Here is a 25343-nt window from a genome sequence, read left to right as displayed (position 1 = left end):
GCGGATGCTGCGATTACGCTGGTGCACGGGGGAGAGCGGAGCACCGTCTCCCCCGCGCATGCGAGGAGACAGTGATGAACGAGTCGAACGCCACCGCTTCCGGGGCAGCCTCCCCACCGCCGCCCCCACGGCCACCCGCGCCCTCCGGGTTGCCGGCACCGGCGCCGGCAACGCCCGCCGCGGCACCTGCCGCAGCGCCCGCCGCGGCACCGGCGCCCGCCGCCCCGCGCACCGCCCCGTCGGCGGCGCCGGCACCGGCCGCCGGATCGGACTCCACGCCGAGCGACGCCGAAATGACCCGTGCCGCGAACGTGCTGAAGGTCGTCTCCGACGCGTACTCCGCGAAGATGGTGGGGCAGGAGCGCCTGCGCACCAGCCTGCTGGTCTCACTCATCGCCGGCGGCCACATCCTGCTCGAGTCCGTACCGGGACTCGCCAAGACGACCGCGGCATCCACCCTCGCCGACACCGTCAAGGCCAGTTTCAAGCGCATCCAGTGCACGCCCGATCTGCTGCCCAGCGACATCACCGGCAACCAGATCTACGACGCGCAGGCAGGCTCGTTCCGCACCGTGCTCGGTCCTGTGCACGCGAACTTCGTGCTGCTGGATGAGATCAACCGCTCGAGCGCGAAGACGCAGTCGGCGATGCTCGAGGCGATGCAGGAGCACCAGACCACGATCGGCGGAGAGGTGCACCACCTGCCCAAGCCGTTCCTCGTGATCGCGACGCAGAACCCGATCGAGCAGGAGGGCACCTACGAGCTGCCCGAGGCGCAGATGGACCGCTTCCTGCTGAAGGAGATCGTCGAGTACCCGAGCCCCTCCGATGAGTTCGAGATCCTCCGTCGCATCGACTCCGGCGTGCTCGATCCCGACCGCCACGTCGCCAGCGCCGTCACGCTGGAAGACGTGCAGCTGCTGCAGGACGTCGCGAGCCGCATCTACGTCGACGCCGCGATCCGCAACTACATCGTCTCGATCGCCTATGTGACCCGTAACCCCGGCCCGTACATCGGCGAGGAACGCGCCCGCTACATCAAGTACGGCGCGAGCCCCCGCGCGAGCATCGCGTTCCTGCAGGCATCGCGTGCGCTGGCCCTGCTCAACGGCCGCTCGCACGTGCTGCCCGAGGACATCCGCACCCTCCGCCATGTCATCCTCCGCCACCGCGTGCTGCTCACGTTCGAGGCCGACGCCGAGGGCATCCGCAGCGAGGAGATCATCGACCAGATCTTCGCGGCAGTACCGACGCCGTAATCCCTTCATGGCCAGCCTGATCACCCAGGTGAAGAGCAAGCTCTTCATCCACTCGTCGCAGAAGTCGATGCACGCGCTCGACGGCGCCTACGCGTCGCTGCTGCACGGGCGCAGCCTCGACTTCGAGGATCTGCGCAAGTACGAGTACGGCGATCAGGTGCGCGACATCGACTGGCGGGCCACTGCGCGCCTGGGGACCCCGCTCGTGAAACGGCACCGCGCGAACCGGATGCACACCGTACTGTTCGTCGTCGACACCGGCAGGTCCATGACGGCGCTCGCGCACGACGAGAAGCCGAAGAAGGACCTCGCGATCCTCGCCACAGGTGCGCTCGGCATCCTCGCCCTGCGACACGGCGACGATTTCAGCGTCGTCCACGGCGACGCCGAGGGCGTGCGTCGACGTGCACCGGGCCGTAGTGAAGGGGCGCTCGAGCACGCCCTCCGCACGATCGATCAGGCCATCTCGGAGGGTCGAGCGCCCAGCGACCGGGACGCTCTGCTCTCGTTCGTCGCGCGCACGATCGCGCGGCGCTGCATCGTCGTGATCATCACGGACGACGCGCCGGTCACCGATGACACCGAGCGGATGCTGCGCCGGCTGCGCGTGCAGCACGACGTGCTGTGGATCACACTCCGCGACGCCGACCCCGTGCTCGATCATGCATCGCACTCGGTGCGCGCAGACGTGAACACCAGATGGGCCGTCCCCGACTTCGTGCACGGCGACCGCGAGGTGCTCGGCGAGCTCATCGCCAGGACACAGGCGGATGCCGCCAGGCTCAACGAACTGCTCGATCGGCTCGAGATCAGCCACACCGCCCTCGACACCCAGGATGACGCGGTGGCCCAGCTGCTGCGCATGCTGAACCGGAGGGCGCATGTCCGGAACTGACGAGCTGTACCCACCCGCGCAGTACGGGTGGGGGTGGATGCTGCTGGCACTCGGCATCATCGCCGTGCTGATCCTGGCCGCCTGGCTGCTGCTCTTCCTCACGAAGCCGCGGCGCGGCATCGTCGTGCAGGGCGACGCGCAGGGCTCTGTGCCGATGACCGCCGACGTGCTCACGCAGCTGCGGCAGGAGTACCACGAGCGCATCGGCCAGATCGAAGCGGACTACCGGGGCGGGTCGCTCACCGCGCGGCACGCCAACCTCGAGCTGAGCCGCGTCGTGCGCACGTTCGTCAACGAGTACAGCGGCCTCGAGGCCCCCGTGCTCGCGCTCGACGACCTCGTGCGCCTCGGTGTGCCGCCGTCGCTGATCGACGCGCTGCAGCGGCACTACTACCCCAGCATCTTCCGCAAGGGCCCGGCGGTCGACCCGATCGCCGGCGCCGAGGCAGCGCACAAGGTGGTGGGCTCATGGCACTAGCGAACTGGTGGGTGCTCCTCATCGCTGTGGCCGTCATCCTGATCGCGATCGGGGTCGGACTCGCGATCGGCCTGCGCCGGGGCGCGCGCCACCGTGAACAGCAGAGCGCCCCGATCGCCAGGGCGGAGCGGCTGCGCGCGCTGCCGTCGTTCCAGCACGCCGTCCGGCGCCGCACCGTCGCCCTCGCGGGTGTGCTGGCTCTCGGCGTTCTCGCCAGCGTGACCGCCGGGATCGTGGCCGCACGCCCCATGGCCTCCGAGACCATCCAGCCGGTCAACACCAGCCGCGACATCATGCTGTGCCTCGACGTCTCAGGGTCGATGAGCGAGGTCGACGTCGAGGTGCTCGGAGTGTTCGAAGAGCTGCTCGACGGTTTCGAGGGCGAGCGCATCGGCCTGACGATCTTCAACAGCTCACCGGTGCAGATCTTCCCGCTCACCGACGACTACGACTTCATCCGCGAGCACCTGCAGAGCATCAGGGAGAGCTTCGACTATCTCGAAGAGGTTCCGGAGCACTGGGTCGGCACGCTCAACGGCCCCGGCGCCTCGCTCATCGGCGACGGGCTCGCCTCGTGTGCCATGCGGTTCGATCACCTCGACGACGAGCGCTCCCGCTCGATCATCCTCGCCACCGACAACGAGGTGAACGGCGACTCGATCGTCACCCTCGAGGAGGCAGCGAACTACGCGGCCTCCGTCGGCGTGCGCGTCTTCGCGCTCAACCCCGTGCAGGGCGTCGACACCGACATCAGCGCGGAACTCGTCGCGGCCGCGGAGACGACCGGCGGCGAGGCATACGGCCTGCGCGACACGACGACCGTGTCCGACATCATCGAGGACGTGCAGGAGCAGGAGGCGACGGAGCTGCGCGGTCAGGCGCAGGTCGTGTGGACCGACAACCCGAACCTCTGGATCGCGGTGCTGCTCGTCGCGGCCCTCGGTTTCCTGGTGCTGCTGTGGAGGGTCAGGCTGTGATCTTCCAACCCGTGCTCAACATCTTCCTGCTGGTGCTGCTGTTCGCACCGGTCGCGTTCGTCGTCGTGTGGATGCTGGTGAAGGCGGTTCGGCCTCAGGCCGGGTCGGCGGATGCCGGCACCGGGGCCCCTCCGGTCATCTGGGGGCTGCGCCTGCTCATGCTCGTGGCCTGCTTCATGATGCTGCTGCGGCCCGGCATCCCCGGTGGTGCGACCGAGACCCTCGCGACCGACACCGACATCCTCATCGTCGTCGACACCACCGCGAGCATCGTGGCGGAGGACTGGGACGGCGACGGCCAGCGGCTCGACGGCGTCCGCGCCGACGTGCAGTCGATCGTCGATGAGTACCCCGGTGCGCGCTTCGCGCTGATCAGCTTCGACGCGGCTGCCGAGCTGAGGCTGCCGCTCACCACCGACGCCACCGCGCTCATCTCCTCCCTCGAGGTGCTGCGTCCCGAGGTCACCGCGCAGTCGCAGGGCAGCTCGATCGGCATCGCGAGCGCCATGGTCGAGGAGACGCTCGCCGCTGCCGCGGAATCGGCCCCCGACCGCTCCCGGATGGTGTTCTATCTGGGCGACGGCGAACAGACGGTGAGCACCGAACCCGAGTCGTTCTCCGCGAGCGCCGAGTTCACCGACGGCGGGGCGGTGCTCGGCTACGGCACGAGCGAGGGCGGCCCGATGAAGGTCACCTCCGGGAGCTTCGCGGCATCCGAAGAGGGCGGCGAGTACATCGAGTATCAGGGCGAGCCGGCGAGGTCGGTGATCGACGAGGACAATCTGCAGACCATCGCAGACGACCTCGGCGTGCCGTACCAGCTGCGCTCCGCCGACGCCGGCATCGAGCTCCCGGAAGCGCCGACCACGACCACGAACTACACCGAGTCCGGGTCAGTGGGCAACGTGATCGAGCTGTACTGGATCTTCGCCCTCGTGATCGTGGTGCTGCTGGGCGTCGAGATCGCCCGCGCCACGATCCTCATCGCGCAGATGCGCGGACTCGCCACCCGGGGAGGTGACGCATGACCTCGCAGACGACCACTCCACCGACCGATTCAGCGGCTGCGACCGTCGCACCGGATGCCGCGGCAGCTCTGCTCGCCGCGAATCGTCGGCGCCGGCTGATCCGTCGCTGGGTCGCGATCGGCACGCTGCCGCTCACGCTCGCCGCGCTGCTCTTCGTCGGCAAGCTGCTGAGCATGTACGCGTTCGCCCACCAGGCGATCACCGCCTACGTCGTCGACGATTACGCTGGGTCGACGGCCGCGGCCGAGGGCCAGGAGTTCCTGAACTGGTTCGAGCCCTACAAGGCGCCGTACAACGTCGGCACGGCTCTGGCGGGTTCGGAAGACCTCGACGGCGCGCGCGGGAAGCTCGAAGAGGCGCTGCCCCTGGCACAGGGTCTCGAGGTCTGCGCGGTGCGGGTGAACCTCGCGATCGTGATCGAGCGTCAGGGCGATGCCGCGGTCGACGGCGGCGATGGACTCGGCGGCGCGGCCCTGTACGGCGAAGCGCTGCAGATCACCGCCGATACGCCGGAGGAGTGCAACAGCGAAGAGGCCGATGCGCAGTCGCCCGACCCCGATCGCAGCATGGGCGAGACGATCGACGAACTCGGCGACCGGCTGCAGGAGAAGCAGCAGCAGGCCCAGGAGCAGCAGCCGCCGCCCTCCGAGGGCGAGGGCGAAGAGCAGGAGCAGCCGCAGCAGCCCGGCCAGGACAAGCTCGATGAACTGCAGGACAAGCTCGATCAGGGCGCCGAGGAGCGCGAGCAGAACCAGGGCGACGAAGACGGTCCAGGCGGCGGGACGGACAAGCCATGGTAGAGCCCGAGAAGCAGCGCGCACGCTACATCGCCGGCACCGAGGGCGCCCCTCCCGTGCCACCGCCCGGCGGATATCACGGTGCCCGTCGGGTGCAGCAGACCCCCGCCGCACTGCCGCAGGGCGCCCCGCTGCCGGTCTTCAGCAGCGCGCAGGAGCCGGACGAGAAGAAGCCTGCGAGCGTGATCGGGTGGATCGCTCTCGTGACGGCCATCCTCTTCGCCGTCGTGCTGCTGGGGACGCTGCTCGCCGGCGGCACCGACGCGCTGTACGGCGTGACCATGCTCACTCTGCAGCTCGTGGTGCTCGCCGTCGTGATCGCCGCCCTGTTCTCCCGACGCGGGCGCGTGCTCGCGGCATCCGCCCTCGTCGTCACACTGCTGCTCAACGTCCCCACCGTCGGGGCGATGAGCGCGCTGCAGACCTCGGCATCGGGCGACTATCAGGGCGAGAAGACCGAGGAGCAGAAGCACGAGGAGGCGTACCCGGGGATCAAGGACCTCTCGTCGAGCACGATCCTCGCCCAGCCCTCGCTCGAACAGGTGCGCACGCAGAGCGAGGAGATCCTCGCCGAGATCCGCAGCCGCCTCTCCGCGCAGTACGGCTACACGTGGACCGAGGCCGGCACCGAGAACCTCCGCCCTGAGCGCAACGGCTACGGCGGGGAATCCATGCTCGTCCAGTACACCTCCGTGCCGTGGATGACGAACGAGCCCATCCAGGACTACGACCGCAAGGTCGCCGTGATGGACGTCATCGAAGACGTCGTCACGCAGTACGGCATGTACGACCTGTACTCGTTCAACGAGCCTTCTTCGGGCATGGACGATTCGATCCAGGAGAAGTTCTACGGCAGCGCCGATCCGCGTTCGCAGAACACCTGGGAGTACTACTCGGACAACTATCCGGATCCGCTGCGCTTCTACGCCGTGATCTACGACACCTCCCACGACAGCACGGGAGAGTTCATCGGCGAGCGCGAGGCCCAGAGCGCCCGCACGGGTGAGCCGCTGGAGGGTCTGCAGATCTACTTCCTCGCTCCGGAACTGCTGAGCGAGGCCGACCGCGAGGAGTTCGAGACGCGGATGCAGGAGTACCCGGAGTACTGAGCGCCTGGCCGCGGCGGAGCGGTTCACGCCACGAAAGAGAGCCCCGCGGCGAGCGCGAATCCGAGCACTGTGGCGAGCCCCGTCGCCTCCTTGGCCTTGGACTGGGCGTCCGGCACCATCGAGTCGACGAGCATGACCAGCAGCGCACCGGCGGCGAAGCCGCTCGCTCCGGCGCTGAACTCGGCGCTCACGGCATCCGCCAGCGCATAGCCGGCGATCGTCGCGATCGCGCAGATGACGGCCACCGCTCCCCACAGCGACAGCACCCGCGAGCGCTTCATCCCGCCGTCCAGCAGGTCGGCGGCCGAGCCGATCGACTCCGGCAGGTTGGAGACCACGATCGCGATGATGAGCGCGACGCTCACCCCCTCGCCGGCGGCCAGTCCGATGCCGAGCACGAGCTGTTCGGGGATGCCGTCGAGCAGAGCACCCACGGCGAGCGGCCCACCGGCCGACCCCTGCGATGCGGAGGCGCGGCGCTCGACGATCCGGTCGGCGAAGTAGTAGCAGAGCGCGCCAGCGGCGACGCCGAGGACGAGCGGGATCGGACCGCCGAGCTGCAGCCCTTCCTCCCACAACTCGAACGCGATCGACGCCATGAGCGCTCCGGCCCCGAAGCCGAGCACGATCCCGAGCCACTTCGGCGGCCATTTCCGCAGCAGCGCGAGCACCGCACCGACGAACAGCGGCGCGGCCGCGACCGCGCCCCACAGCACCGCCACGATCATGCCCACACCCTAGCCCCGGCATCCGCTCGTTCGTGGCAGGTCCGGCACCGGACGGGCGACACGCCGCGCGCCGATAGACTGGACGTCATGTCCAAGGTCCTCCAGTCCCTGCCCGTCGGCGAGCGCGTCGGCATCGCCTTCTCCGGAGGACTCGACACCTCCGTCGCCGTCGCATGGATGCGCGACAAGGGCGCGATCCCCTGCACGTACACCGGCGACCTGGGCCAGCCCGACGAGGACGACATCGAGTCCATCCCCGGCCGCGCGCTCGAGTACGGCGCCGAGATCGCCCGCATCATCGATGCGAAGACCGCGCTCGTCGAAGAGGGCTTCGTCGCGCTGCAGTGCGGCGCGTTCCACATCCGCTCCGGCGGCAAGACGTACTTCAACACCACGCCTCTCGGTCGCGCCGTTACCGGCACCATGCTCGTGCGCGCCATGAAGGAGGACGGCGTCGACATCTGGGGCGACGGCTCCACCTACAAGGGCAACGACATCGAGCGGTTCTACCGCTACGGCCTGCTCGCCAACCCGCGCCTTCGCATCTACAAGCCCTGGCTCGACGCCGACTTCGTCACCGAACTCGGCGGCCGCCAGGAGATGAGCGAATGGCTCGTCGAGCACGGCTTCCCGTACCGCGACGCCGCCGAGAAGGCGTACTCGACCGACGCCAACATCTGGGGCGCGACGCACGAGGCGAAGACCCTCGAACACTTGAACGTCTCGCTCGAGACCGTCGACCCCATCATGGGCGTGAAGTTCTGGGACCCGTCCGTCGCGATCGAGACCGAAGACGTCACCGTGACGTTCGAGGCCGGCCGCCCGGTCGCGATCAACGGCGTCGAGTACTCCGATCCTGTCGCGCTCGTGAACGAGGCGAACACGATCGGCGGACGCCACGGCCTCGGCATGAGCGACCAGATCGAGAACCGCATCATCGAGGCGAAGTCGCGCGGCATCTACGAGGCCCCGGCCATGGCGCTGCTCTTCATCGCGTACGAGCGCCTGGTCAACGGCATCCTGAACGAGGACACCCTCGCGACCTACCACGAGCAGGGCCGCCGCCTCGGCCGCCTCATGTACGAGGGACGCTGGCTCGAGCCGCAGTCGCTCATGCTGCGCGAGTCGATCCAGCGCTGGGTGGGCCTCACGATCTCCGGCACGGTCACGATCCGCCTGCGTCGCGGTGACGACTGGACGATCCTCGACACCGTCTCCCCCAACCTCTCCTACGGACCCGAGAAGCTCTCGATGGAGCGAGTCGGCGACGCGGCCTTCGGCCCCGTGGACCGCATCGGCCAGCTCACCATGCGCAACCTCGACATCGCCGATTCGCGTTCGCGCCTCGAGCAGTACGCGGGCCTCGGCCTCGTCGGCGGCGCCACGGGCGAGCTCGTCGGTCGCGTGACCGCCGGGGAGGCATCCGAGATCACGGGTTCGGTGGAGGACACCGACGAGAAGCTTTCGGATGCCGTCGACACGGCGTCCGAGGGCGCGGCGTTCGACTCCGGCACCGACTGACACACCCACTTTCTGAGACCTTCACGTTCGGGGGCGGATGCTACGGCATCCGCCCCCGGAAGTCGTCTCGAGGTCCCGACGGCGGCTAACGCGCACCCGGTCAGCGAGGCTCGACGGCCCGCGCGCCCCTACCGATTCTATCTTGCACACACCTGTGCAAGATCGTAGAATGGGCGCATGACACAGATCCGCGCACCCCGCCGCGACGCGCGGGCCAATCGCGAGAGCATCCTCACGGCGGCACGCACGGCGCTCACGCGCGACCCGAACGCGTCGATCGATCTGATCGCCCGCACCGCCGGCCTCTCCCGTCGCGCTCTCTACGGCCACTTCGACGATCGGTCCGCACTGGTCACCGAGCTCATCCGCACTGGTGCACAACGCTTCAACACGATCGCCGAGCAGCCACTCGACGACGACGCCCCGGTCGCGCTCGCCCAGCTCGCCGCGCGGCTCTGGCACGAGGTCGCGCACATCCAGACCGTCACGGCCATCGCGCTCGACGACGCGCATGTCGCTGACACCGCCGCGGCGCTGGCACCGCTGCGCAGGGTCGTGACGGAGATCGTCGAGCGCGGCAACCGTGCGGACACGATGCGCACCGACATCCCGGGCGACGTGCTCGCCCGACTCATCGAGGAGACCGCTCGCATGGTCGTGCGCGTCGACGTGGTGGGACCGGATGCCGCAGCCACCGCCGTGCGCGCCGTCCTCAGCATCGCCGGGCTCTCCTGGCGCGACGCCGACGCGCTGCTCGCGGCCCACCCCGAGATCCTCACCTCCACCGGGACGGCGGACGAATGAGGATCGCGCTCCGCGAGGTGAGCAAAGGTCAGGCGCTGCCGACCACGAGCCTCGAGTTCCACACCGGCGCCGTGCGGTTCGCCCTCGCGGAGACCCAGCAGCGTCCCACCGTGCTCGGCCTGATCGCCAGCGGTCGGATGCGGCCTGCTGCCGGCCGGGTGACGATCGACGGAGCCACCGATGACCGCCGGCTGCGCCGCGTGATCGCATTGGTGGACGCTCCCGATGTGAGCGACCCGCACGCCGACATCACCGTGGCCGGTGTCGTCGGAGAAGAGCTGATGTTCGCGGGCACGGGCGCGACGCCGATCCACGCCCGTCGCTGGCTCAGGCAGCTCGGCTACGCCGAACTCGCCTCGACGCCGATCGGCAACGTCGACCCGGCCGCACGGGTGCGGATCATGTGCGAACTCGCCGTGCTCCGCGAAGGCACTGAGGGCATCGTGCTCGTCTCGCCCGACCGCCACGGCGGCGGACCGGACGGCTGGTGGCGCATCGCATCGGAGTTCGCCGACCGCGGCTACGCGATGCTCGTCATCATCGGCGGCGCCGCAGCCGTCGCTCTCGAGCGGATGCAGGAACTGGATGCGATCAACGCCTCCGGCCCGATCGCACCGCTCGTGCTGGAGCAGCCCGCCGCATCCGATTCGGATGACACCGAGGCAGGAGGCCCGCGATGAAGGTTCCCGCCATGATCGCCGCCGAACTGCGGCGCCTCACAGCCAGCCGGATGGGCATCGTCGCGCTGATCGCGCTCATGTGCGTGCCGATCCTCTACGGCGGGCTCTACCTGTGGGCGAATCAAGACCCGTACGCCAAGTTCTCCGAGGTGCCGGTGGCGCTGGTCGTGCAGGACGACGGCGCCACCGGTACGAACGCCGACGGAACCGACGAGAGCGTGAACTACGGCGACAAGGTCGCCGAGAACCTCATTGAGGGCAACGCGTTCGACTGGCAGGAGATGACGGCGGATGCCGCAGCCACGGCCCTGCACGACGGCTCGGTCGACTTCACGGTGACGATCCCCGCCGACTTCTCCGCAGCGCTGACCTCGGCCGCCGGTACGGATCCGCACCAGGCGCTGATCGAGCTCGAGACGAACGACGCCAACAACTACCTGGCCTCCTCCATGGGCACGCAGGCCGTGGAGAAGATCCGCAGTTCGGTCGCCCAGATGGTCGGGAGCGAGGCGGCCGAACGTCTGCTCACCGGGCTCAGCGATGTACGCGACTCCCTGTCCGATGCCACCGACGGCGCCTCCCGGCTCGCGGACGGTGCAGCCACGGCATCCGACGGCAGCGCCACGCTCGCCGAAGGCACGGCGCAGCTCGCGGACGGAACAGCACGACTGGCCGATGGGACCGCCCAGCTGGCGAGCGGGGCATCCCGACTCGCAGACGGTGCGCAGCAGGTCAGCGAAGGCAATCAGCAGATCGCCGACGTCGCCGATCAGGCAGGCGGGATCGTGCAGGATGCCGCAGACACTCTGCCGCAGATCCGCACCGACATCGCGGAGACCCTCGCATCTCAGGGGCTGACGCAGGAGGAGATCGACACGGTCCTCGCCACGCTCGACCCGCTCGGAGAGCGGTTGCAGCAGGGCAACACGACGGTTCAGGATGCCGTGAGCAGGATAGATCGGCTCGCGGAGGGCTCGGCGACGCTCGCATCGAGCGCACGCACGCTGTCCGACGGCGCCGCCACGCTGGCCACCGGCGCCGGCACGGTCTCCACCGGCGCCGCTGCAGCGAACGACGGGGCAGCGCAGTTGCGCGACGGTCTCGTCACCCTCGCCGACGGCACAGTGGAACTGCGCGACGGTCTCGCTGCGGGTGTCGAGCAGATCCCGGCATCCACTCCCGAACTGCGCCGGTTGCAGGCCGACACGATCTCCGATCCCCTCCGGGTCTCCAGCGACAAGGTCGCCTCCGCCGAGGACTACGGTGCGGGGCTCGCGCCGTTCTTCGCTGCACTGGCGGCCTGGATCGGCATCTACGCGCTGTTCCTGATCGTCAAGCCGATCTCCCGCCGCGCGGTGACCGCGCTGCACTCCCCCATCCGGATCACTCTGGCCGGCTGGCTCACCCCCGCCGCTCTCGGCGCCCTGCAGATGGTCGGGCTGATGGGCGTCCTCGCGATCACGCTCGGGTTCCGATTCGACAACGCGCTCGGCACGCTCGGGGTGATGGTGCTCGCGTCCGCCACGTTCGCGGCGATCATCCTGGCACTCAACGTCTGGTTGGGCTCGGTCGGGCAGTTCCTGGGGCTCGTGCTCATGGTGCTGCAACTCGTCACCGCAGGCGGGACGTTCCCATGGCAGACACTGCCCGCACCACTCGCAGCCCTGCATCATGTGCTGCCGCTCGGGTACGTCGTGGATGCGATGCGTCAGTTGATGTACGGCGGCGACTTCGCACGCGCGTGGTGGGATCTGGCCGTGCTCGCGATGTGGCTGGTCGGCGCTCTGCTGCTCGCGATGATCGGCGTGACGCGGATGACGCATCGCCGCACACTGCGGGATCTGCAGCCGAGCCTGATCGGATGAGCACGGCGAAGGAGACGATCCGGAGTGCTGACGGTGCGGCATCCGCACTCTTCCTGCACAGCCGGATGCGTGCCGTGCCTCCTGCCGAAACGCGTCGATCCGACTAGGCTTCGAGAGCGCGTCCCGAAACGCGCTCTGGGGAACGGTGAAACCGGATCCCACCGACGACCCTGAAAGAACGCCTCAATGACGATCGAACCTTCCGGCTCCTCCGAACCTGCAGCACGTCCCGCGCTGGGCGCCAAGATCGGACGCATCGCCTTCGGCGTCGTCGCCGGGCTGCTCGTGATAGCGGTGGCGGCGGCTTTCTTCGTGGTCTGGACCATCCAGCGCTCGTTCCCGCAGACCGCCGGCGAGCTCGACCTCGACGGATTGACGGCCGAGGTGACGGTGCAGCGCGACGGTCTGGGCGTGCCGACGATCACCGCCGATTCCTCGCACGATCTGTTCTACGCGCAGGGGTTCGTGCACGCCCAGGACCGCTTCTTCGAGATGGACTTCCGCCGGCACGTGACCTCGGGCCGCGTCGCGGAGATGTTCGGCGAATCGCAGGCTCCGACAGACATGTTCCTGCGCACCCTGGGCTGGCGCGAGGTCGCCGAGCAGGAGGTCGAGGCGATGGACGAGACCACTCTCGCCTACTACCAGGCCTACGCCGACGGCGTGAACGCGTACCTCTCGACCCGTGACGGCGCCGACCTCTCCCTTGAATATGCCGTCCTCGGCATACAGAACCCCGACTACGAGGTCGAGCCCTGGCAGCCCGCGGATTCCGTGGCCTGGCTCAAGGCGATGGCGTGGGACCTTCGCACCAACATCGAAGACGAGACGGAGCGAGCGCTGCTCGTCTCCGACGTCGGCGACCCCGCTCTTCCCGCAGACAGTCTCGAGCTTCTCGAGCAGCTCTACCCCGCGTATCCCTTCGACGAGAATCCCGTCATCGTCCCCAAGATCTCGACCGTTCCGGCTCTCGAGGCGGAAGCGGATGCCGCGCCGGCAGCCCTCTCGACCGACGAAGCGGCCGACGACTCTCAGATCCAGACCGCGGTGACCACGATCGAATGGCAGGAGGCCGACAGCGTCGTCGCCGCGGCGAGCCTGCTGGTCGGCGACGTCGGCGAGGGCATCGGCTCGAACTCGTGGGTCGTCTCGGGCCAGCTCACCGAGAGCGGCATGCCCCTGCTCTCGAACGACCCTCATCTCGGTTCGTCTCTCCCCTCGGTCTGGTACCAGGTGCAGCTGCGCTGCTCGGAGGTCACCGATGAGTGCCCGTTCGACGTGGGCGGCTTCTCGTTCTCCGGACTCCCCGGCATCGTGATCGGCCACAATGATCAGGTCGCCTGGGGCTTCACGAACCTCACGACCGACGTCGCCGACCTCTACATCGAGAGGGTCGACGGCGACGCGTACTGGCGCGACGGCGCGCTCGTCCCGCTCGACGTGCGGGAGGAGACCGTCAAGGTCGCCGGTGGGGAAGACATCGACCTGACGATCCGCTCCACGGTGCACGGTCCGATCATCTCCGGCCTCACCGACGATCTCACCGCGGTCGCCGACGGACAGGTCTCAGCCGACGGCGACGCCCTCACCCAGGGCGAGACCGACGCGTCGGCAGCGATGTCCGGCGAGTACGCCGTGAGCCTGCGCTGGACGGCCCTGGACGCCGGCAGCACCGCGACCGCGATCTTCGCACTCGCGACGGCTCGGGACTTCGACGACTTCCGGCATGCGGCGTCGCTGTTCGACGTTCCGGCGCAGAACCTGATCTACGCCGACGTCGAGGGCAACATCGGCTATCAGGCGCCCGGTCGTCTGCCGCTGCGCGGTGCAGGCGACGGATGGATCCCGCAGCCCGGATGGGACAGCAGCTACGACTGGACAGGGTTCATCGACTTCGAGGAGCTTCCCGTCTCGTACAACCCGAGTTCGGGATACATCGTCACGGCGAACAACGCGATCGTCACCGACGACTACGACCACTTCCTCTCCCGCGACTGGGACTACGGCTATCGCGCCGCCCGCATCGCCCACCTCATCGAGCGCCGCGCGGCGGCCGCTCCGCTCACCGCGCAGGACATGCGCGACATCCAGAACGACAACGAGATGTGGATCGGAAAGAAGCTCGCGGCAGCGATGGCCGACGTCGAGGTGGAGGGCAAGGGCGTGAAGGAGGCCGTCGGCCTGCTGCGCACCTGGGACGCCCAGAACAACGCCGACTCCTCGGCCGCGGCATACGCCAACGTGCTGTGGTCGAACCTCGTGCTGAACCTGTTCCAGAACCGGGAGCAGCCGTTGCCGCACGACGGCCAGGCCCGCCTGTACACAGTGGTCTCCGCACTTCTCGACGATCCGACCGATCCCCTCTGGACGAACGAGGAACTCGGCACGACCACGATGGAGGAGATGCTCGCGCTGTCTGCCGAGCAGGCCTATGACGAGCTGTCCGCACTGCAGGGCACCGTCGTCTCGCGTTGGAACTGGGGCGGCCTTCACGCGATCACGCTGACCAGCGCCACGCTCGGCTCGTCCGGCATCGCACCGATCGAGGCGCTGTTCAATCGCGGCCCCTATCCGGTCGGCGGCGGGCCCTCCGTGGTCAACGCCACGGGATGGGAGCTCGGCGAGGGGTATGCGACGACGACCGTGCCGTCGATGCGCATGGTGATCGATCTGTCCGACTTCGACGCGTCGACGTGGAATCACCTGACCGGCGCATCCGGACACGCGTTCCACCCGCACTACGTCGATCAGACCGAGAACTGGTCACGCGGCATCCAGACCCGTTGGGCATTCACCGCGGATGCCGTCGACGAGGCGACCGTGGACACACTGGTGCTCAGGCCAGGCGACTGACCCGCCGAATGCCGCGAAGCGGAAGAAGCATCATCCTGGCGGTTTGGCGACCCCGCGGCGGTGAGCCCACACGGCGACCTGCACCCGATCGCGCAGTCCGAGTTTGACGAGGATCCGCCCGACATGCGTCTTCACCGTCGCCTCCGACAGGTGTACGACCCGGCCGATCTCGGCGTTGCTGAGACCGTCGGCGACCAGCTGCATGACCTCGATCTCCCTCGGTGTCAACAGCCCGGCCGGGATCGCGTCCTCCGGAGCGCCGCGGAACGGACGTTCCAACAGGTGCCCGACCACTCGTGCGGTCACCGACGGCGACAGCACGGCGTCTCCCCTCGCGGCCGCATGGATCGCGGTGACGAGCTCATCGACGGGGGCGTCCTTCACCAGGAACCCGCTCGCGCCGGCACGAAGCGCGCCGTACACGTGTTCATCGGCGTCGAACGTGGTGAGCACCAGCACTCGTGCGCTCGAACCCCGTTCCACGATCCTCCCGGTGGCCTCGATGCCGTCCATGCCGGGCATGCGGATGTCCATCAGCACGACGTCCGGCGATCCCTCCGTGACAGCGCGTACGGCCTGATCCCCGTCCCGCGCCTCGGCGATGACGCGCATGTCGGGCTGCGCCTCGACAGTGGCGACGATCCCTGCGCGCACCAGATCCTGATCGTCGGCGACCACTACGCGGATCATGCGCGGTCTCCCGAGTCGCGCGTCTCGACGTACGGCACCGATGCGGTCACGGCGAATCCGCTCGCGCGGTCGACCGTCAATACGCCGGACACCGCAGTGAGGCGCTCTCGCATTCCTTGCAGTCCCATCCCCAGTCCGTCCGAGCCCCGATCGACCGCCGGGACGGCGTTGCGCAGTGTGATCATGGCACAGTCCTGCCCCCATGTCTCCCGCCACTCGACGGGGCCCTCACCGTGTCGTAGAGCGTTGGTGAGCCCCTCCTGAACGAATCGGTACAACGCGAGCTCGGCCGCCGATCCGAGGGGACGGATACGGCCCTCCGTGCGGCGGTGCACGACGACACCGAGATCCTGCATCCTCGCGGCGAGCGCGGGAAGGCCGGACAGCGACGGCGTCGGCTGCAGCGGGACATCCCATGCAGGTGACGGCGATCCGACATCCGTGCCGATGCGCCACCGCGTGTCCGCGTCCGGATCCCGCAGCGACTGGAGCGTACCGCGCAGATCCCGCAGCGATTCGCGTGCGGTCTCCTCGATGACCTGCAGTGCCGCCGCGGAGTCCTCCGCCTGGAATCTGGCGACCCTCACCTGCCCGACGATCACGGTGAGCGAGTGCGCCAGCACGTCGTGCAGATCGCGGGAGATCCTCGCCCGCTCGTCCGCGGCCGCACGCGCCTCACGATGCGATCGCTCTCGTTGCTCGAGATCGAGCTGAGCGGCGGTCAGTTCGACCGTGCGCAGTTCCGCACGGCGCAGCAAGCCGAGGGTGACGGCGACCGCGCAGCCTGCGAGCAGGAGGAGTGCGAGCAGCCACGGCTCAGGCCCGAACTCGCTGTCCACGATGCTGGGATCGATGGCGTACCGCGCGGCCGCCGCCAACGGGCCGAGCACTGCGACCGTCGACGCCGCGTATCGATTACCCCGTGCAGCGGCTCCATGCAGCGAGGGAAGCACCAGCAGCGTGCTCGGGAACAGTACGAAGAGACCGGTGATGATCCCCTGCACTGCGACCAGCGCGGAGATGATCAGCAGCGTCATCGTGGTTCTGCGGAACAGGCCGAACAGCGTCAGATGCGCGCCGAGCGCGCAGGCGGTGATGATGATCGCGTCCGGTGGTGAGAGCGAAGCGAATGCGATCAGGACGGTCGCGGGAAACAGCAGGACGGCCGCGCCGACCATGAGCAACGTGCGCACGCTCGCCTCCTCTCACGTGACCTGTCCGTGCTGTGTCGACGCCGCGCTGCGGCCTGCCGACACATCACGCGTCGCCTCCTCATACAGCACCGTAGCGGCCGCGACGATCGCACCGAGTGCGAACCACGTGCTGTACACGGCGAAGACCATCACCGCCCGGCCACCGTCGCCGAGGTCCACGTCCGCTGCGACGAGGCCCAGCCGTTGCGAGAGGAGCCCGAACAGCATCAGCGCGCCCATGCTCAGCAGTACGAACGAGCCGCACCAGCCGCCGAGGGATACCAGCCGCCGAGGAAGTCGCGCTCCCGCGCGAGTGCACAGCGTCACCAACCCGAGGGCTGCAATCGAGAACGCGGCCAGCTCCATCGCCGGGAAGCCGACCTCGAACTCGCTCTGATCACCGCTCATCCACCACACGATCTTCAGAAGCGGATACGGCACGCACAGCGCCAGCCCGCTCAGCAAGAGGCTCCGACGCGCACCCCGTCGCTCGCCGGCCAGTGCAGGATCGACGGTCGACCGGCGCAGGGCGCGGGCGAACCTGAGGGCGACGAACGCGGCGACCAACGACATCAGCCGAGCTGCGAAGCCGGACAGGTCGACGACGGAGAAGGCCCCCGCTGGGATGCCCGTGACGGCGAAGAAGCCGCGCAACGCGTCGAGCACGACGCCACCGGAAGCCCCCAGCAGCAGCAGCGCGGCGACCCACGCGCTCGCCTCGGCCACCCGTTCAGCGGAGCGACTGCATATGATCGCCACCGCTGCCGACGCTGCCCCCACGAATCCCAGCCAGGCAGGCGGAAAGATCGCGGAGTACTCGGCACTGGGGCCGACGAGCAAGGCGACTGCTGTCACGACAGCCACGAGCGCTGCGGCGACCAGCAGGGGTACGGGCGAAGGGACGGAGGGCCGAGGGGCTATGGGGGCCGACGCGGGGTTCGAGATGAAGGTGTCCATGCCTCTCATCGTTCGCCGCGGACGGTCGTCAGAGCGTCCGCCTCAGGTCGCTGTCCATGCGACCTGAGTCTCGAACCTCACCCGACGGCGGGTCTGACTCGCGTGGATCCCTGAGAAGCTGCAGTCAGATCTCTTCGGTGATCTCGATCGGCCCGATCGACGGCGGCGCGGCGTCGGCCGGGGTCTCGACCGTCTCCACGTCCTCGTCCTCGCCGGTCAAGCGGGCCACGGCCTCAGCGAACTGCTTCTCGAGAGCGAGGAATGCCGCCGCGACATCACCCGCGGCGAGCGCATCGAGCAGCTTCCGATAGGTATCGGACACCGAACGGCGCACGGTGTACCCGTGGGCGTCGCTGAAGCTCGCGATGCGTGTCTCGATCGCGAGCGTGGCCATGTAGTGCGACAGTCGGCGGCTGCCCGCGGAGTCCACCAGCAGACGGTGGAACTCGATGTCGGCGTCGCCGATGGCGCGAGCATCCGTCCCCTCACTCACCGCGACAAGGGAGTCGTAAGCGCGCTCGAGCTGGTCCAGCACCGACGCGGCGCCCGACCTGATGATCAGGCGCACCGCCTGGCCCTCGATCGCGAGCCGCGCGTCGTACACGTCGGCGACATGCTCAGGTCCGATCACGCTCACGCGCATACCTCGGCCAGGGGATGCCGTGAGCAGCCCTTCCTGCACGAGTCGCTGCGTGGACTCCCGCAGCGGACTGCGGGACACACCCAACTGCGACGACATCTCGACCTCGCCGATCGGGCTGCCCACCGGCAGCGCGCCGGTGAAGATGGCACTGCGCAACTCGGCGGTGATGAGGTCGACGGTCGACGGTCGCGCCACCCGCACCATGGAGATCGGCGATACCGCGCGAGGGGTGTGTGAAGCCATGTGCATCCCTTCCAGCCGTCGCGCGAAACCGCGGACATCTCATTGTCGATCCTCCGCGTCATTCTGCGAAGTCGAATCAGGATTCCTCAGTCTGCCTCATGATCACGTTTTTGTATACATGTCGACAATCTGCGCGCCTGACTGTACATCCATCGACAGATTCCATAGTCTGGGGCACGGTCAACGGCGCCCGTGCAGAGCGCCCGGATACGGAACTCATACGGAACGCGAGGACATCATGACGAAGAGAACGACACGGATCGGCATCGCCACAGTCGCCGTCGGAACCCTGACGCTCGGCCTTCTCGCCGGGTGCTCAGCAGGCGGCGGCAGCGACACCGAGGGCATGAACACGCTCGAGAAGGCGCAGGAGGAGGGCAAGATCACACTCGCGATCGCCTCCGAGCAGCCGTACTCGTGGGTGGAGGACGGCGAGCCCACCGGCGCGACCATCGCGATGCACGAGCAGATCTTCAAGAACCTCGGCATCGACGAGATCGAGATCGAGGAAGTCGACTGGAACTCGCTGATCCCGGGGCTCAACGCCGGCCGCTGGGATGCTGTGAGCGCCGGTATGTCGATCCTCCCTGAGCGCTGCGCAGAAGCCGCGTTCAGCGATCCCGAGATCATGTACACGACCACCCTCGTCGTCCCCAAGGGCAACCCCAAGAACCTCAGCGACCTCGACTCGGTCGCCGCGGCCGGCGACGTCACTCTCGCGGTGCAGTCAGGAGCGATCGAGGAGGGTTACGCGACCGATCTCGGAATCGCGAACACCGTGCCGGTCGACAGCGCCCAGGCCGGTATCGAGATCGTGCAGTCCGGCCGCGCCGACGCGTTCACCCTGACCGCCGTCTCGCTCAACTGGATGACAGAGGGCATGGATGACGTCGAGACCACCGAGGCCTTCGTGCAGGAGATCGACGGGGTCGAGCAGATCGGCGCCGGTGCCACCGTGTTCCGCCAGGACGACACCGAGCTGCTCGAGGCGTACAACGAGGAGCTCGCCAAGATCACCGGCGACGAGCAGAGCTACCTCGACCTCGTCGAGCCGTTCGGTTTCACGGCGGAGAACCTGCCCCCGGCCGACCTGACCACCGAGCAGCTCTGCTCCGGCGAGCTGGGCTGATCCGACTCCTGTGACTGAGAATTTCGAAGCGCTCTGGAGGGCGCTGCCCCAACTCGTCGACGGAGTGCTCATCACACTCCAGTTGACGGCGGGCGGCGCCCTCCTGGCGATCGTCGTCGCCATCGGCCTCGGGTTGCTGGCACGGTTCGAGAACGTCTTCCTGCGCGGCATCGCGCGAACGATCATCGAGCTGTTCCGTGGCACGTCCCTGCTGGTGCAGCTGTTCTTCTTCTTCTTCGTGCTCCCGTTGCCGCCCTTCGAGATCGAGATGCCCGCCGTCTTCACCGGCATCCTTGCCCTCGGCCTGAACTACGGCGCCTATGGTGCCGAGGTCGTGCGCGGTTCGATCAACTCGGTGCCGGCCGGCCAGTGGGAGGCGACCACGGCGCTGAGCCTGTCTCGCACGCACCGGATGTGGCGCGTGATCTTCCCGCAGGCCTGGGCGCTCATGCTCCCGTCTCTGAACAACCTGCTGATCCAACTGCTGAAGGGGACTGCGGTCGTCTACCTGATCACGATCGTCGACCTCACAGCCGAGCTGAACAAGCTGCGGGTGCAGACCGACGTGTACTTCGCGTATGGTCTCGGTCTGCTCATCTACTTCGCGATCGCCTACCTGCTGACGCTGGGCATGAACGCGCTCGAGACGCGTGCCAAGCATCGTCTGGGGCAGGGCGGGAAGTGGCGTGACTCCATCACCACCACTCCGGTCCCCGACATGAAGGGGGCTGGTCAAGCCGCATGAACGACGACAACAGCTTCTGGAGCTGGGACCACGCCATTGCGGCGTTCCCCGACATTCTGGAGAAGTTCCTCACGGTCACGCTGGTCGTGACGATCATCGGCAGCATCATCGCCGCCATCCTCGGACTCGTGATCGCGCTCGGCCGCCGCACGGCACCGCGTCCTGTCGCCGCCGTCATCACTCTGCTGATGAATTTCGTGCGCATGACCCCGCTCGTGGTGCAGCTGCTCTTCGCGTACTACGTGTTCACGACTGTCCCGCCGCTCGTGCTCGGGACGATAATCATCGGCATCCACTACGCCACGTACATGGCCGAGGTCTACCGTGCCGGAATCGATGCGGTCCCTCCCGGCCAGTGGGAGGCGACGACGGCGCTGTCGATGTCACCCGGACGCACGTGGACCGCCGTGATCATCCCCCAGGCGTTGCGCTCCACACTGCCGGCCTTGGCCAACTACGTGATCTCCATGTTCAAGGACACTCCGTTCCTCATGGTCATCACTGTCGTCGAGATGGTGCGCCAGGCGCAGTTGTACGGCAGTAAGAACTTCCGCTTCGTCGAGGCGATCATCATCGCCGGACTCATCTATCTGGTCGCAAGCCTTCTGAGCTCGCTGCTGGCCAGGCGATTGGAGAAACGTCTTGAATACACCACCGCTTGACACCCATACCGGCGCGATCACGCTCGATGACGGCGAGATGCCGGCGATCCTCTTCGACAAGGTCGAGAAGCGATTCGGCGACCACGTCGTGCTGCACGATCTCGACTTCACCGTTCGCCGCGGGGACCGAGTGACACTGATCGGCCCGAGCGGCTCGGGAAAGACGACCATCCTCCGCCTCGTCATGACGCTGGAGGAGGCGAACGACGGCTACATCCTGATCGACGGAAAGCCGCTCACGCACTACTCGCGCGACGGTAAGCGGGTCGAGCTGAAAGAGAAGCACAAGAACGAGATGCGCAAGCGCATCGGCATGGTCTTCCAGCAGTTCAACCTGTTCCCGAACATGACGGTGATCGAGAACATCATCGAGGCACCGGTGCACGTGCTCGGTCTCTCCAAGAAGGATGCTCTGGCACGAGGCCGCGCGCTGCTCGAGAAGGTCGGCCTGCCCGACAAGGAGAACGCTCATCCCACCCAGCTCTCGGGTGGACAGCAGCAGCGCGTCGCGATCGCGCGGGCGCTGGCGATGGAACCCGAGATCCTGCTGCTCGACGAGGTCACCAGTGCGCTCGACCCGGAAGTGGTCGGTGAGGTGCTGAACATCCTGCGCGATGTCGCCCGTGAGACCGACGTGACCATGCTGATCGTGACGCACGAGATGCAGTTCGCGCGCGACGTGTCCAACCGCGTGCTCATGTTCGACAGCGGACGCATCGTCGAAGAGGGCAAGCCGGAGGACATCTTCAGCAACCCGCAGGAGCAGCGGACCAGGGACTTCCTCTCCGCCGTGCTCTGAGCCGCGGCTCAGGCGTCGACGACGGCGACCGCGCGCCGCGAGATCACCCAGATGCCGAACGCGGCAGCGAGGAAGATCGCACCGAGCATCACCCAGCCCAGCAGGCCGAAAGTTATCGCCGTGGCGTTCACCACGATGGGCGAGGCGAGGGCGCCGAGCGAGAACCCCATGCCGAACACTCCCTGATAGGCACCGGCGCGCACGGGATCGGCGAGTTCGAAGCTCAGCCCCCACGCTCCGGCCTGGGAGAGGATCTCGGCGAAGGTGTGCGTGACGGCCGCCACGATCAGCACGACGATCGCGACCCACGCCGGCAGCCCTGCGGCGAGCGCGTAGACCACGCAGGCCGCTGCCATGAGCCATCCGGCCAGCATCGTCACCCTTCCGGCGATGCGCACATCGTGGGTGCCGCGCGACGCGCGCACCTGGAAGAGCACGACCAGTGAGGTGTTGACGATCAACAGCAGCGCGACGACCCATTCGGGAGCGTTCGTCCGCTGGGTCACCCACAACGGCATCCCCAGCTCTGCGACGCCGAACTGCATGCCGAACACCGCCGAGAGGAATGAGAGCAGCAGGTAGCGCGGGTCGCGCCATGGCGATCGGCGGCGCCAGTCCTTCCGGGCGGCGAGCGTGGCCCGCGCCGTGCCGAGGGTGTCGATCGAACCCGTCTCCGTGCGCACCTCGTCGACCTCGCGCACCGGCGCGTCGACGGATGCCGGCAGTCGGAGCAGCGGCACCGCGCCGAGCACGCCGATCAGCCCCGCGAACACGATCACGATGCGGTACGCCTCGGCGGTTCCCCACGCCAGCGCCACCGCGGCAATGCCCGAACCGATCGCGATCGAGAGGTTGGTCACCGTGCGCAGCACTGCGCGGGCGTGCACTCGTCGTTCGGGTGCGAATCCCCTGGCGATGATGGCGGATCGCGCCGAGTAGCCGATCGTGTCGAAGAAGCCGGCGAGACTCGCGATGACGACGGCGGCGATGAAGGTGTCGGCGAAGGCGTACGTCGCCAGCAGCAGTCCGCCCAGCGTCTCGAAGACGTAGGAGAGACGGCGAGCGCTCCACCGGTCGGCGAGCCAGCCGCCGAGGAAGGAGGCGAGCACTCCGCAGGCGCTGGAGACGGCGAGCACCACGGCGGCCTCGCCAGCGCTCAGGCCGATGATCAGCGTGAAGAACAGCACGGTGACGGTGAGGAACACGCCTCGGCCGATGCGCGACACCGCCGTCGCGGTGACGAGTGCACGCAGCACCGGGTCGGCGAACGTCTGCGCCAGACGGTCACTGAGTCTCGGTTTCGCGGAGGCGGTCGGGGACGGGTCTTGCGAGAGCACATGCCAGTCTCACACGGGGCACGGACACGGCCCGCTCCCGCAGTCGTCCAGCATCCCTCGATAAGGTCGATCCATGCCTTCCCGTCTTCTCGCTCCTGAGGGCGTACCCGCATCCGTCATCGAGTTCGAGCACGGCGGCGCGACGCTCATCGCCGAAGACTTCGGCACCGGCGATCGCCCCTACGTGCTCGTGCACGGTATCGGGATGGGCCGCAGCGTCTACCTCGACTTCATCGAACGCCTGCCCGGACGCATCATCGCCCTCGACCTTCCGGGGTTCGGCGAGGCGCCCGAGCCCGAGCGCACCCTCACCATGGCGCGCCACGCCGACCTGATCGCGGCGTTCCTGCGCAGCATCGGCGTGACGGATGCCGTCATCATCGGCCATTCGATGGGCAGCCAGATCGGCGCGGAGCTGGCGGCGCGGCATCCGAAGCTCGTCGACGGCCTGGTGCTCGCCGGCCCCACGGTGAACAGCGCCACGCGCAGCATCCGTGAACAGGCGACGTATCTGCTGCGCGACCTGATCGGCGAGCGCCCGATCGTGCTGCTGCGCGGTGCGCGCGAGTACCTGCGCGGCGGTCCGCATCTGATCCGGAAGATCCGCGCCACCGTGGTGCACGAACCCGAGAAGGCGTACGCCAGGGTGAAGTGCCCCGTGCTCGTGGTGCGCGGCGAGCGCGACCCCCTCGCTCCGGCAGTCTGGTGCCGCGAGATCGTCTCTCTCGTGCCCGGGCGTGCCGAGGTGAAGGAGATCCCCGACCACGGCCACAGCACCCTCATCAGCGATGCGGCCCTCGCCGCCGCCCTGATCACGGAGTTCGCCCGCGCGCTCTGACGCGCGGTTGCCCCGGCATTCCTGTTCACAACTCCTCAAACTTCGCCGGAATCAGGGCGTTTGCACGCGTACTGGACGCCAACGTCCTCTTTCGTGAGGAGTTGTGACCAGAGTCCGTCGTGAAGTGCGGGCCGAGCACCGCGATGACACGCGCGATGGATTCACGCACGCCGGCCGAATCGTGCAGGACCTCGGTCGCGAGCGGTCGGATGGTGACATGCCCGAGCTTCGCGGCGGCAAGGTCTCGCCGTCGGTCTTCGACCTGTTTGTCCCAGCCCTCGTGCCATTGCCTGCTGTCGCATTCGATGATGAGCCACCCTTCCACGAGGAAGTCCACGTAGCCCACCCCGGCCAGGTGGACCTGTGTCTCGTACCGCAACCCCAGACTCCGCAGGATCAACCGCACGAACGTCTCCGGGCCCGACGCGGCCGACGGATCGATGAGAGACAGCAGTACGGAGAATCGTGCCGGGAGAGTGGTGAAGACGCTCTCCACCTCGCGTCGCGTCATCAGCTTGTGGTGCAGCACGCTGTCGATCGTCGCGAGTCCGGCACGCGGTGTCTGACAACGAATGGCTTGACGCAACGCGTCCTGCAGATGCGCAGCGTGGTGGGTCTCGCACTCGCGCGTCGCCTTCCAGTGCAGACTCGTGCTCTCGAGCTTGGGTCTGCGGATTCTCGATGTGCCCGGCGTGATCTGCACGTGGATGCCCGTGCTCGCCAGCACGAAGATCCCTATTGACCTGAGCAACGACAGGCATGACACGTGCCCGCCGATCCTCACCGCCTCTGCGACGTCATCGTCGATCGTCGGCCGCGCATAGCGGTCGCGTCGAAGTCGCACAAGCGCACCGGAACGCACGGCCGCCGTGATGTCCCGGCCGGAGAATCCCGCCTCCATCAATTCGGCGCGCGTGAACACGACCTGCGAGTATGCGGCCCGACAGCGCTCGGCCACGCTCTTGTGTGTGTCGCTCATCACAGAATTCTTGGCACGCCGCCCCGGCGCCACTGATCGATAGCCGGCGATTGGGGACGAGTTCGACAGAATGCTCAATGTGGAGCGAGAGTGTTCACCCGACTCAGGTTCACAACTCCTCAAGAATCGACGGC

Annotated in this window: 24 protein-coding genes; 17 read left to right on the top strand and 7 right to left on the bottom strand. The window is 68.0% G+C overall.

From position 1 onward, the window contains the following. Positions 1 to 293: 293 nt before the first annotated feature. From ACYVG2_RS05615 to ACYVG2_RS05585, 7 genes are read left to right on the top strand one after another with little or no spacing between them, the layout of a single operon-like run. Positions 294 to 1259, top strand: a complete 966-nt coding sequence (locus ACYVG2_RS05615) for an AAA family ATPase (protein ID WP_448967272.1) — start codon at positions 294 to 296, stop codon at positions 1257 to 1259. A 7-nt stretch (positions 1260 to 1266) separates the two neighbouring features. Further along, positions 1267 to 2154 (top strand): DUF58 domain-containing protein, encoded by an 888-nt coding sequence (locus ACYVG2_RS05610; RefSeq protein WP_448967065.1) that lies wholly within the window; start codon positions 1267 to 1269, stop codon positions 2152 to 2154. After that, complete coding sequence (locus ACYVG2_RS05605; RefSeq protein ID WP_460780057.1) at positions 2141 to 2632, top strand: hypothetical protein; 492 nt, start codon at positions 2141 to 2143, stop codon at positions 2630 to 2632. Before ACYVG2_RS05610 ends, ACYVG2_RS05605 begins: the two co-directional genes overlap by 14 nt. After that, positions 2623 to 3609 (top strand): VWA domain-containing protein, encoded by a 987-nt coding sequence (locus tag ACYVG2_RS05600; protein WP_448967067.1) that lies wholly within the window; start codon positions 2623 to 2625, stop codon positions 3607 to 3609. Before ACYVG2_RS05605 ends, ACYVG2_RS05600 begins: the two co-directional genes overlap by 10 nt. Then, on the top strand, positions 3606 to 4637 hold the full coding sequence (locus ACYVG2_RS05595) for a vWA domain-containing protein (RefSeq protein ID WP_460780056.1): 1032 nt from the start codon (positions 3606 to 3608) through the stop codon (positions 4635 to 4637). Before ACYVG2_RS05600 ends, ACYVG2_RS05595 begins: the two co-directional genes overlap by 4 nt. Then, positions 4634 to 5437: a hypothetical protein gene (locus tag ACYVG2_RS05590; protein ID WP_460780055.1), complete on the top strand. Its 804-nt coding sequence runs from the start codon at positions 4634 to 4636 to the stop codon at positions 5435 to 5437. Before ACYVG2_RS05595 ends, ACYVG2_RS05590 begins: the two co-directional genes overlap by 4 nt. Beyond that, positions 5431 to 6543 (top strand): hypothetical protein, encoded by a 1113-nt coding sequence (locus ACYVG2_RS05585; RefSeq protein ID WP_460780054.1) that lies wholly within the window; start codon positions 5431 to 5433, stop codon positions 6541 to 6543. Before ACYVG2_RS05590 ends, ACYVG2_RS05585 begins: the two co-directional genes overlap by 7 nt. A 23-nt stretch (positions 6544 to 6566) precedes the next feature. Here ACYVG2_RS05585 and ACYVG2_RS05580 read toward each other — a convergent pair whose 3' ends face one another. Further along, positions 6567 to 7271, bottom strand: a complete 705-nt coding sequence (locus tag ACYVG2_RS05580; protein WP_460780053.1) for a ZIP family metal transporter — start codon at positions 7269 to 7271, stop codon at positions 6567 to 6569. Positions 7272 to 7358: 87 nt separating this feature from the next. On the opposite strand from ACYVG2_RS05580, the gene argG reads away from it, so the two are divergent. The 5 genes from argG (at position 7359) to ACYVG2_RS05555 (ending at position 14994) form a co-directional block, all read left to right on the top strand. Further along, positions 7359 to 8792: an argininosuccinate synthase gene (gene argG / locus ACYVG2_RS05575; RefSeq protein ID WP_460780052.1), complete on the top strand. Its 1434-nt coding sequence runs from the start codon at positions 7359 to 7361 to the stop codon at positions 8790 to 8792. 177 nt (positions 8793 to 8969) lie between these two features. Beyond that, positions 8970 to 9596, top strand: coding sequence for a TetR/AcrR family transcriptional regulator (locus ACYVG2_RS05570; protein ID WP_460780050.1), 627 nt, complete (start codon positions 8970 to 8972; stop codon positions 9594 to 9596). Beyond that, positions 9593 to 10276 (top strand): hypothetical protein, encoded by a 684-nt coding sequence (locus ACYVG2_RS05565; RefSeq protein ID WP_460780049.1) that lies wholly within the window; start codon positions 9593 to 9595, stop codon positions 10274 to 10276. Before ACYVG2_RS05570 ends, ACYVG2_RS05565 begins: the two co-directional genes overlap by 4 nt. After that, entirely contained in the window at positions 10273 to 12141 is a 1869-nt protein-coding gene (locus tag ACYVG2_RS05560) for a YhgE/Pip family protein (protein ID WP_460780048.1), read from the top strand. The genes ACYVG2_RS05565 and ACYVG2_RS05560 overlap by 4 nt, the downstream gene beginning before the upstream one ends. A gap of 186 nt (positions 12142 to 12327) precedes the next feature. Continuing rightward, positions 12328 to 14994 carry a penicillin acylase family protein gene (locus ACYVG2_RS05555; protein ID WP_460780047.1) on the top strand — a complete coding sequence of 889 codons (2667 nt, stop codon included), beginning with the start codon at positions 12328 to 12330 and terminating at the stop codon, positions 14992 to 14994. A 30-nt stretch (positions 14995 to 15024) separates the two neighbouring features. On the opposite strand, the gene ACYVG2_RS05550 is transcribed toward ACYVG2_RS05555, so the two are convergent. From ACYVG2_RS05550 to ACYVG2_RS05535, 4 genes are all read right to left on the bottom strand, one after another. Beyond that, a complete protein-coding gene (locus ACYVG2_RS05550; RefSeq protein WP_460780046.1) occupies positions 15025 to 15684 on the bottom strand; it encodes a response regulator in 660 nt (219 codons plus the stop codon). After that, complete coding sequence (locus tag ACYVG2_RS05545) at positions 15681 to 16877, bottom strand: sensor histidine kinase (RefSeq protein WP_460780045.1); 1197 nt, start codon at positions 16875 to 16877, stop codon at positions 15681 to 15683. Before ACYVG2_RS05545 ends, ACYVG2_RS05550 begins: the two co-directional genes overlap by 4 nt. A gap of 12 nt (positions 16878 to 16889) precedes the next feature. Beyond that, entirely contained in the window at positions 16890 to 17834 is a 945-nt protein-coding gene (locus ACYVG2_RS05540) for a hypothetical protein (protein ID WP_460780044.1), read from the bottom strand. Positions 17835 to 17958: 124 nt separating this feature from the next. Continuing rightward, entirely contained in the window at positions 17959 to 18720 is a 762-nt protein-coding gene (locus ACYVG2_RS05535) for a GntR family transcriptional regulator (protein ID WP_460780043.1), read from the bottom strand. Positions 18721 to 18958: 238 nt separating this feature from the next. Here ACYVG2_RS05535 and ehuB point away from each other — a divergent pair, with 238 nt between their 5' ends. The 4 genes from ehuB to ehuA are packed head-to-tail and all read left to right on the top strand — an operon-like array spanning position 18959 to position 22055. Further along, on the top strand, positions 18959 to 19849 hold the full coding sequence (ehuB, locus tag ACYVG2_RS05530; RefSeq protein WP_448967081.1) for an ectoine/hydroxyectoine ABC transporter substrate-binding protein EhuB: 891 nt from the start codon (positions 18959 to 18961) through the stop codon (positions 19847 to 19849). Positions 19850 to 19859: 10 nt separating this feature from the next. After that, positions 19860 to 20594: an ectoine/hydroxyectoine ABC transporter permease subunit EhuC gene (ehuC, locus tag ACYVG2_RS05525; RefSeq protein ID WP_448967082.1), complete on the top strand. Its 735-nt coding sequence runs from the start codon at positions 19860 to 19862 to the stop codon at positions 20592 to 20594. Continuing rightward, positions 20591 to 21256: an ectoine/hydroxyectoine ABC transporter permease subunit EhuD gene (gene ehuD / locus ACYVG2_RS05520; RefSeq protein ID WP_033105538.1), complete on the top strand. Its 666-nt coding sequence runs from the start codon at positions 20591 to 20593 to the stop codon at positions 21254 to 21256. The genes ehuC and ehuD overlap by 4 nt, the downstream gene beginning before the upstream one ends. A gap of 37 nt (positions 21257 to 21293) precedes the next feature. Continuing rightward, positions 21294 to 22055: an ectoine/hydroxyectoine ABC transporter ATP-binding protein EhuA gene (gene ehuA, locus ACYVG2_RS05515; RefSeq protein WP_448967273.1), complete on the top strand. Its 762-nt coding sequence runs from the start codon at positions 21294 to 21296 to the stop codon at positions 22053 to 22055. Positions 22056 to 22063: 8 nt separating this feature from the next. Here the strand turns inward: ehuA and ACYVG2_RS05510 are convergent, their stop codons facing one another. Continuing rightward, positions 22064 to 23392 carry an MFS transporter gene (locus ACYVG2_RS05510; RefSeq protein WP_460780042.1) on the bottom strand — a complete coding sequence of 443 codons (1329 nt, stop codon included), beginning with the start codon at positions 23390 to 23392 and terminating at the stop codon, positions 22064 to 22066. A gap of 73 nt (positions 23393 to 23465) precedes the next feature. On the opposite strand from ACYVG2_RS05510, the gene ACYVG2_RS05505 reads away from it, so the two are divergent. Next, positions 23466 to 24230, top strand: coding sequence for an alpha/beta fold hydrolase (locus ACYVG2_RS05505; protein WP_448967084.1), 765 nt, complete (start codon positions 23466 to 23468; stop codon positions 24228 to 24230). A 25-nt stretch (positions 24231 to 24255) separates the two neighbouring features. On the opposite strand, the gene ACYVG2_RS05500 is transcribed toward ACYVG2_RS05505, so the two are convergent. Then, positions 24256 to 25209, bottom strand: coding sequence for a hypothetical protein (locus tag ACYVG2_RS05500; protein WP_460780041.1), 954 nt, complete (start codon positions 25207 to 25209; stop codon positions 24256 to 24258). Positions 25210 to 25343: the final 134 nt, after the last annotated feature.

The organism is Microbacterium shaanxiense, from assembly GCF_054779995.1.
The sequence above is the reverse complement of the archived record's forward strand: the minus strand, read 5'-3'. Positions and strand labels throughout refer to the sequence as shown.

Coding starts and splice junctions, on each gene's coding strand:
- ACYVG2_RS05610 (WP_448967065.1), top strand. CDS start 1,267: ATGGCCAGCCTGATCACCCAGGTGAAGAGCAAGCTCTTCATCCACTCG.
- ACYVG2_RS05500 (WP_460780041.1), bottom strand. CDS start 25,209: ATGAGCGACACACACAAGAGCGTGGCCGAGCGCTGTCGGGCCGCATAC.
- ACYVG2_RS05505 (WP_448967084.1), top strand. CDS start 23,466: ATGCCTTCCCGTCTTCTCGCTCCTGAGGGCGTACCCGCATCCGTCATC.
- ACYVG2_RS05580 (WP_460780053.1), bottom strand. CDS start 7,271: ATGATCGTGGCGGTGCTGTGGGGCGCGGTCGCGGCCGCGCCGCTGTTC.
- argG (WP_460780052.1), top strand. CDS start 7,359: ATGTCCAAGGTCCTCCAGTCCCTGCCCGTCGGCGAGCGCGTCGGCATC.
- ACYVG2_RS05565 (WP_460780049.1), top strand. CDS start 9,593: ATGAGGATCGCGCTCCGCGAGGTGAGCAAAGGTCAGGCGCTGCCGACC.
- ACYVG2_RS05570 (WP_460780050.1), top strand. CDS start 8,970: ATGACACAGATCCGCGCACCCCGCCGCGACGCGCGGGCCAATCGCGAG.
- ACYVG2_RS05550 (WP_460780046.1), bottom strand. CDS start 15,684: ATGATCCGCGTAGTGGTCGCCGACGATCAGGATCTGGTGCGCGCAGGG.
- ACYVG2_RS05605 (WP_460780057.1), top strand. CDS start 2,141: ATGTCCGGAACTGACGAGCTGTACCCACCCGCGCAGTACGGGTGGGGG.
- ehuB (WP_448967081.1), top strand. CDS start 18,959: ATGACGAAGAGAACGACACGGATCGGCATCGCCACAGTCGCCGTCGGA.
- ACYVG2_RS05555 (WP_460780047.1), top strand. CDS start 12,328: ATGACGATCGAACCTTCCGGCTCCTCCGAACCTGCAGCACGTCCCGCG.
- ACYVG2_RS05535 (WP_460780043.1), bottom strand. CDS start 18,720: ATGGCTTCACACACCCCTCGCGCGGTATCGCCGATCTCCATGGTGCGG.
- ACYVG2_RS05615 (WP_448967272.1), top strand. CDS start 294: ATGACCCGTGCCGCGAACGTGCTGAAGGTCGTCTCCGACGCGTACTCC.
- ACYVG2_RS05585 (WP_460780054.1), top strand. CDS start 5,431: ATGGTAGAGCCCGAGAAGCAGCGCGCACGCTACATCGCCGGCACCGAG.
- ACYVG2_RS05560 (WP_460780048.1), top strand. CDS start 10,273: ATGAAGGTTCCCGCCATGATCGCCGCCGAACTGCGGCGCCTCACAGCC.
- ehuD (WP_033105538.1), top strand. CDS start 20,591: ATGAACGACGACAACAGCTTCTGGAGCTGGGACCACGCCATTGCGGCG.
- ACYVG2_RS05590 (WP_460780055.1), top strand. CDS start 4,634: ATGACCTCGCAGACGACCACTCCACCGACCGATTCAGCGGCTGCGACC.
- ACYVG2_RS05600 (WP_448967067.1), top strand. CDS start 2,623: ATGGCACTAGCGAACTGGTGGGTGCTCCTCATCGCTGTGGCCGTCATC.
- ACYVG2_RS05540 (WP_460780044.1), bottom strand. CDS start 17,834: ATGGACACCTTCATCTCGAACCCCGCGTCGGCCCCCATAGCCCCTCGG.
- ehuA (WP_448967273.1), top strand. CDS start 21,294: ATGCCGGCGATCCTCTTCGACAAGGTCGAGAAGCGATTCGGCGACCAC.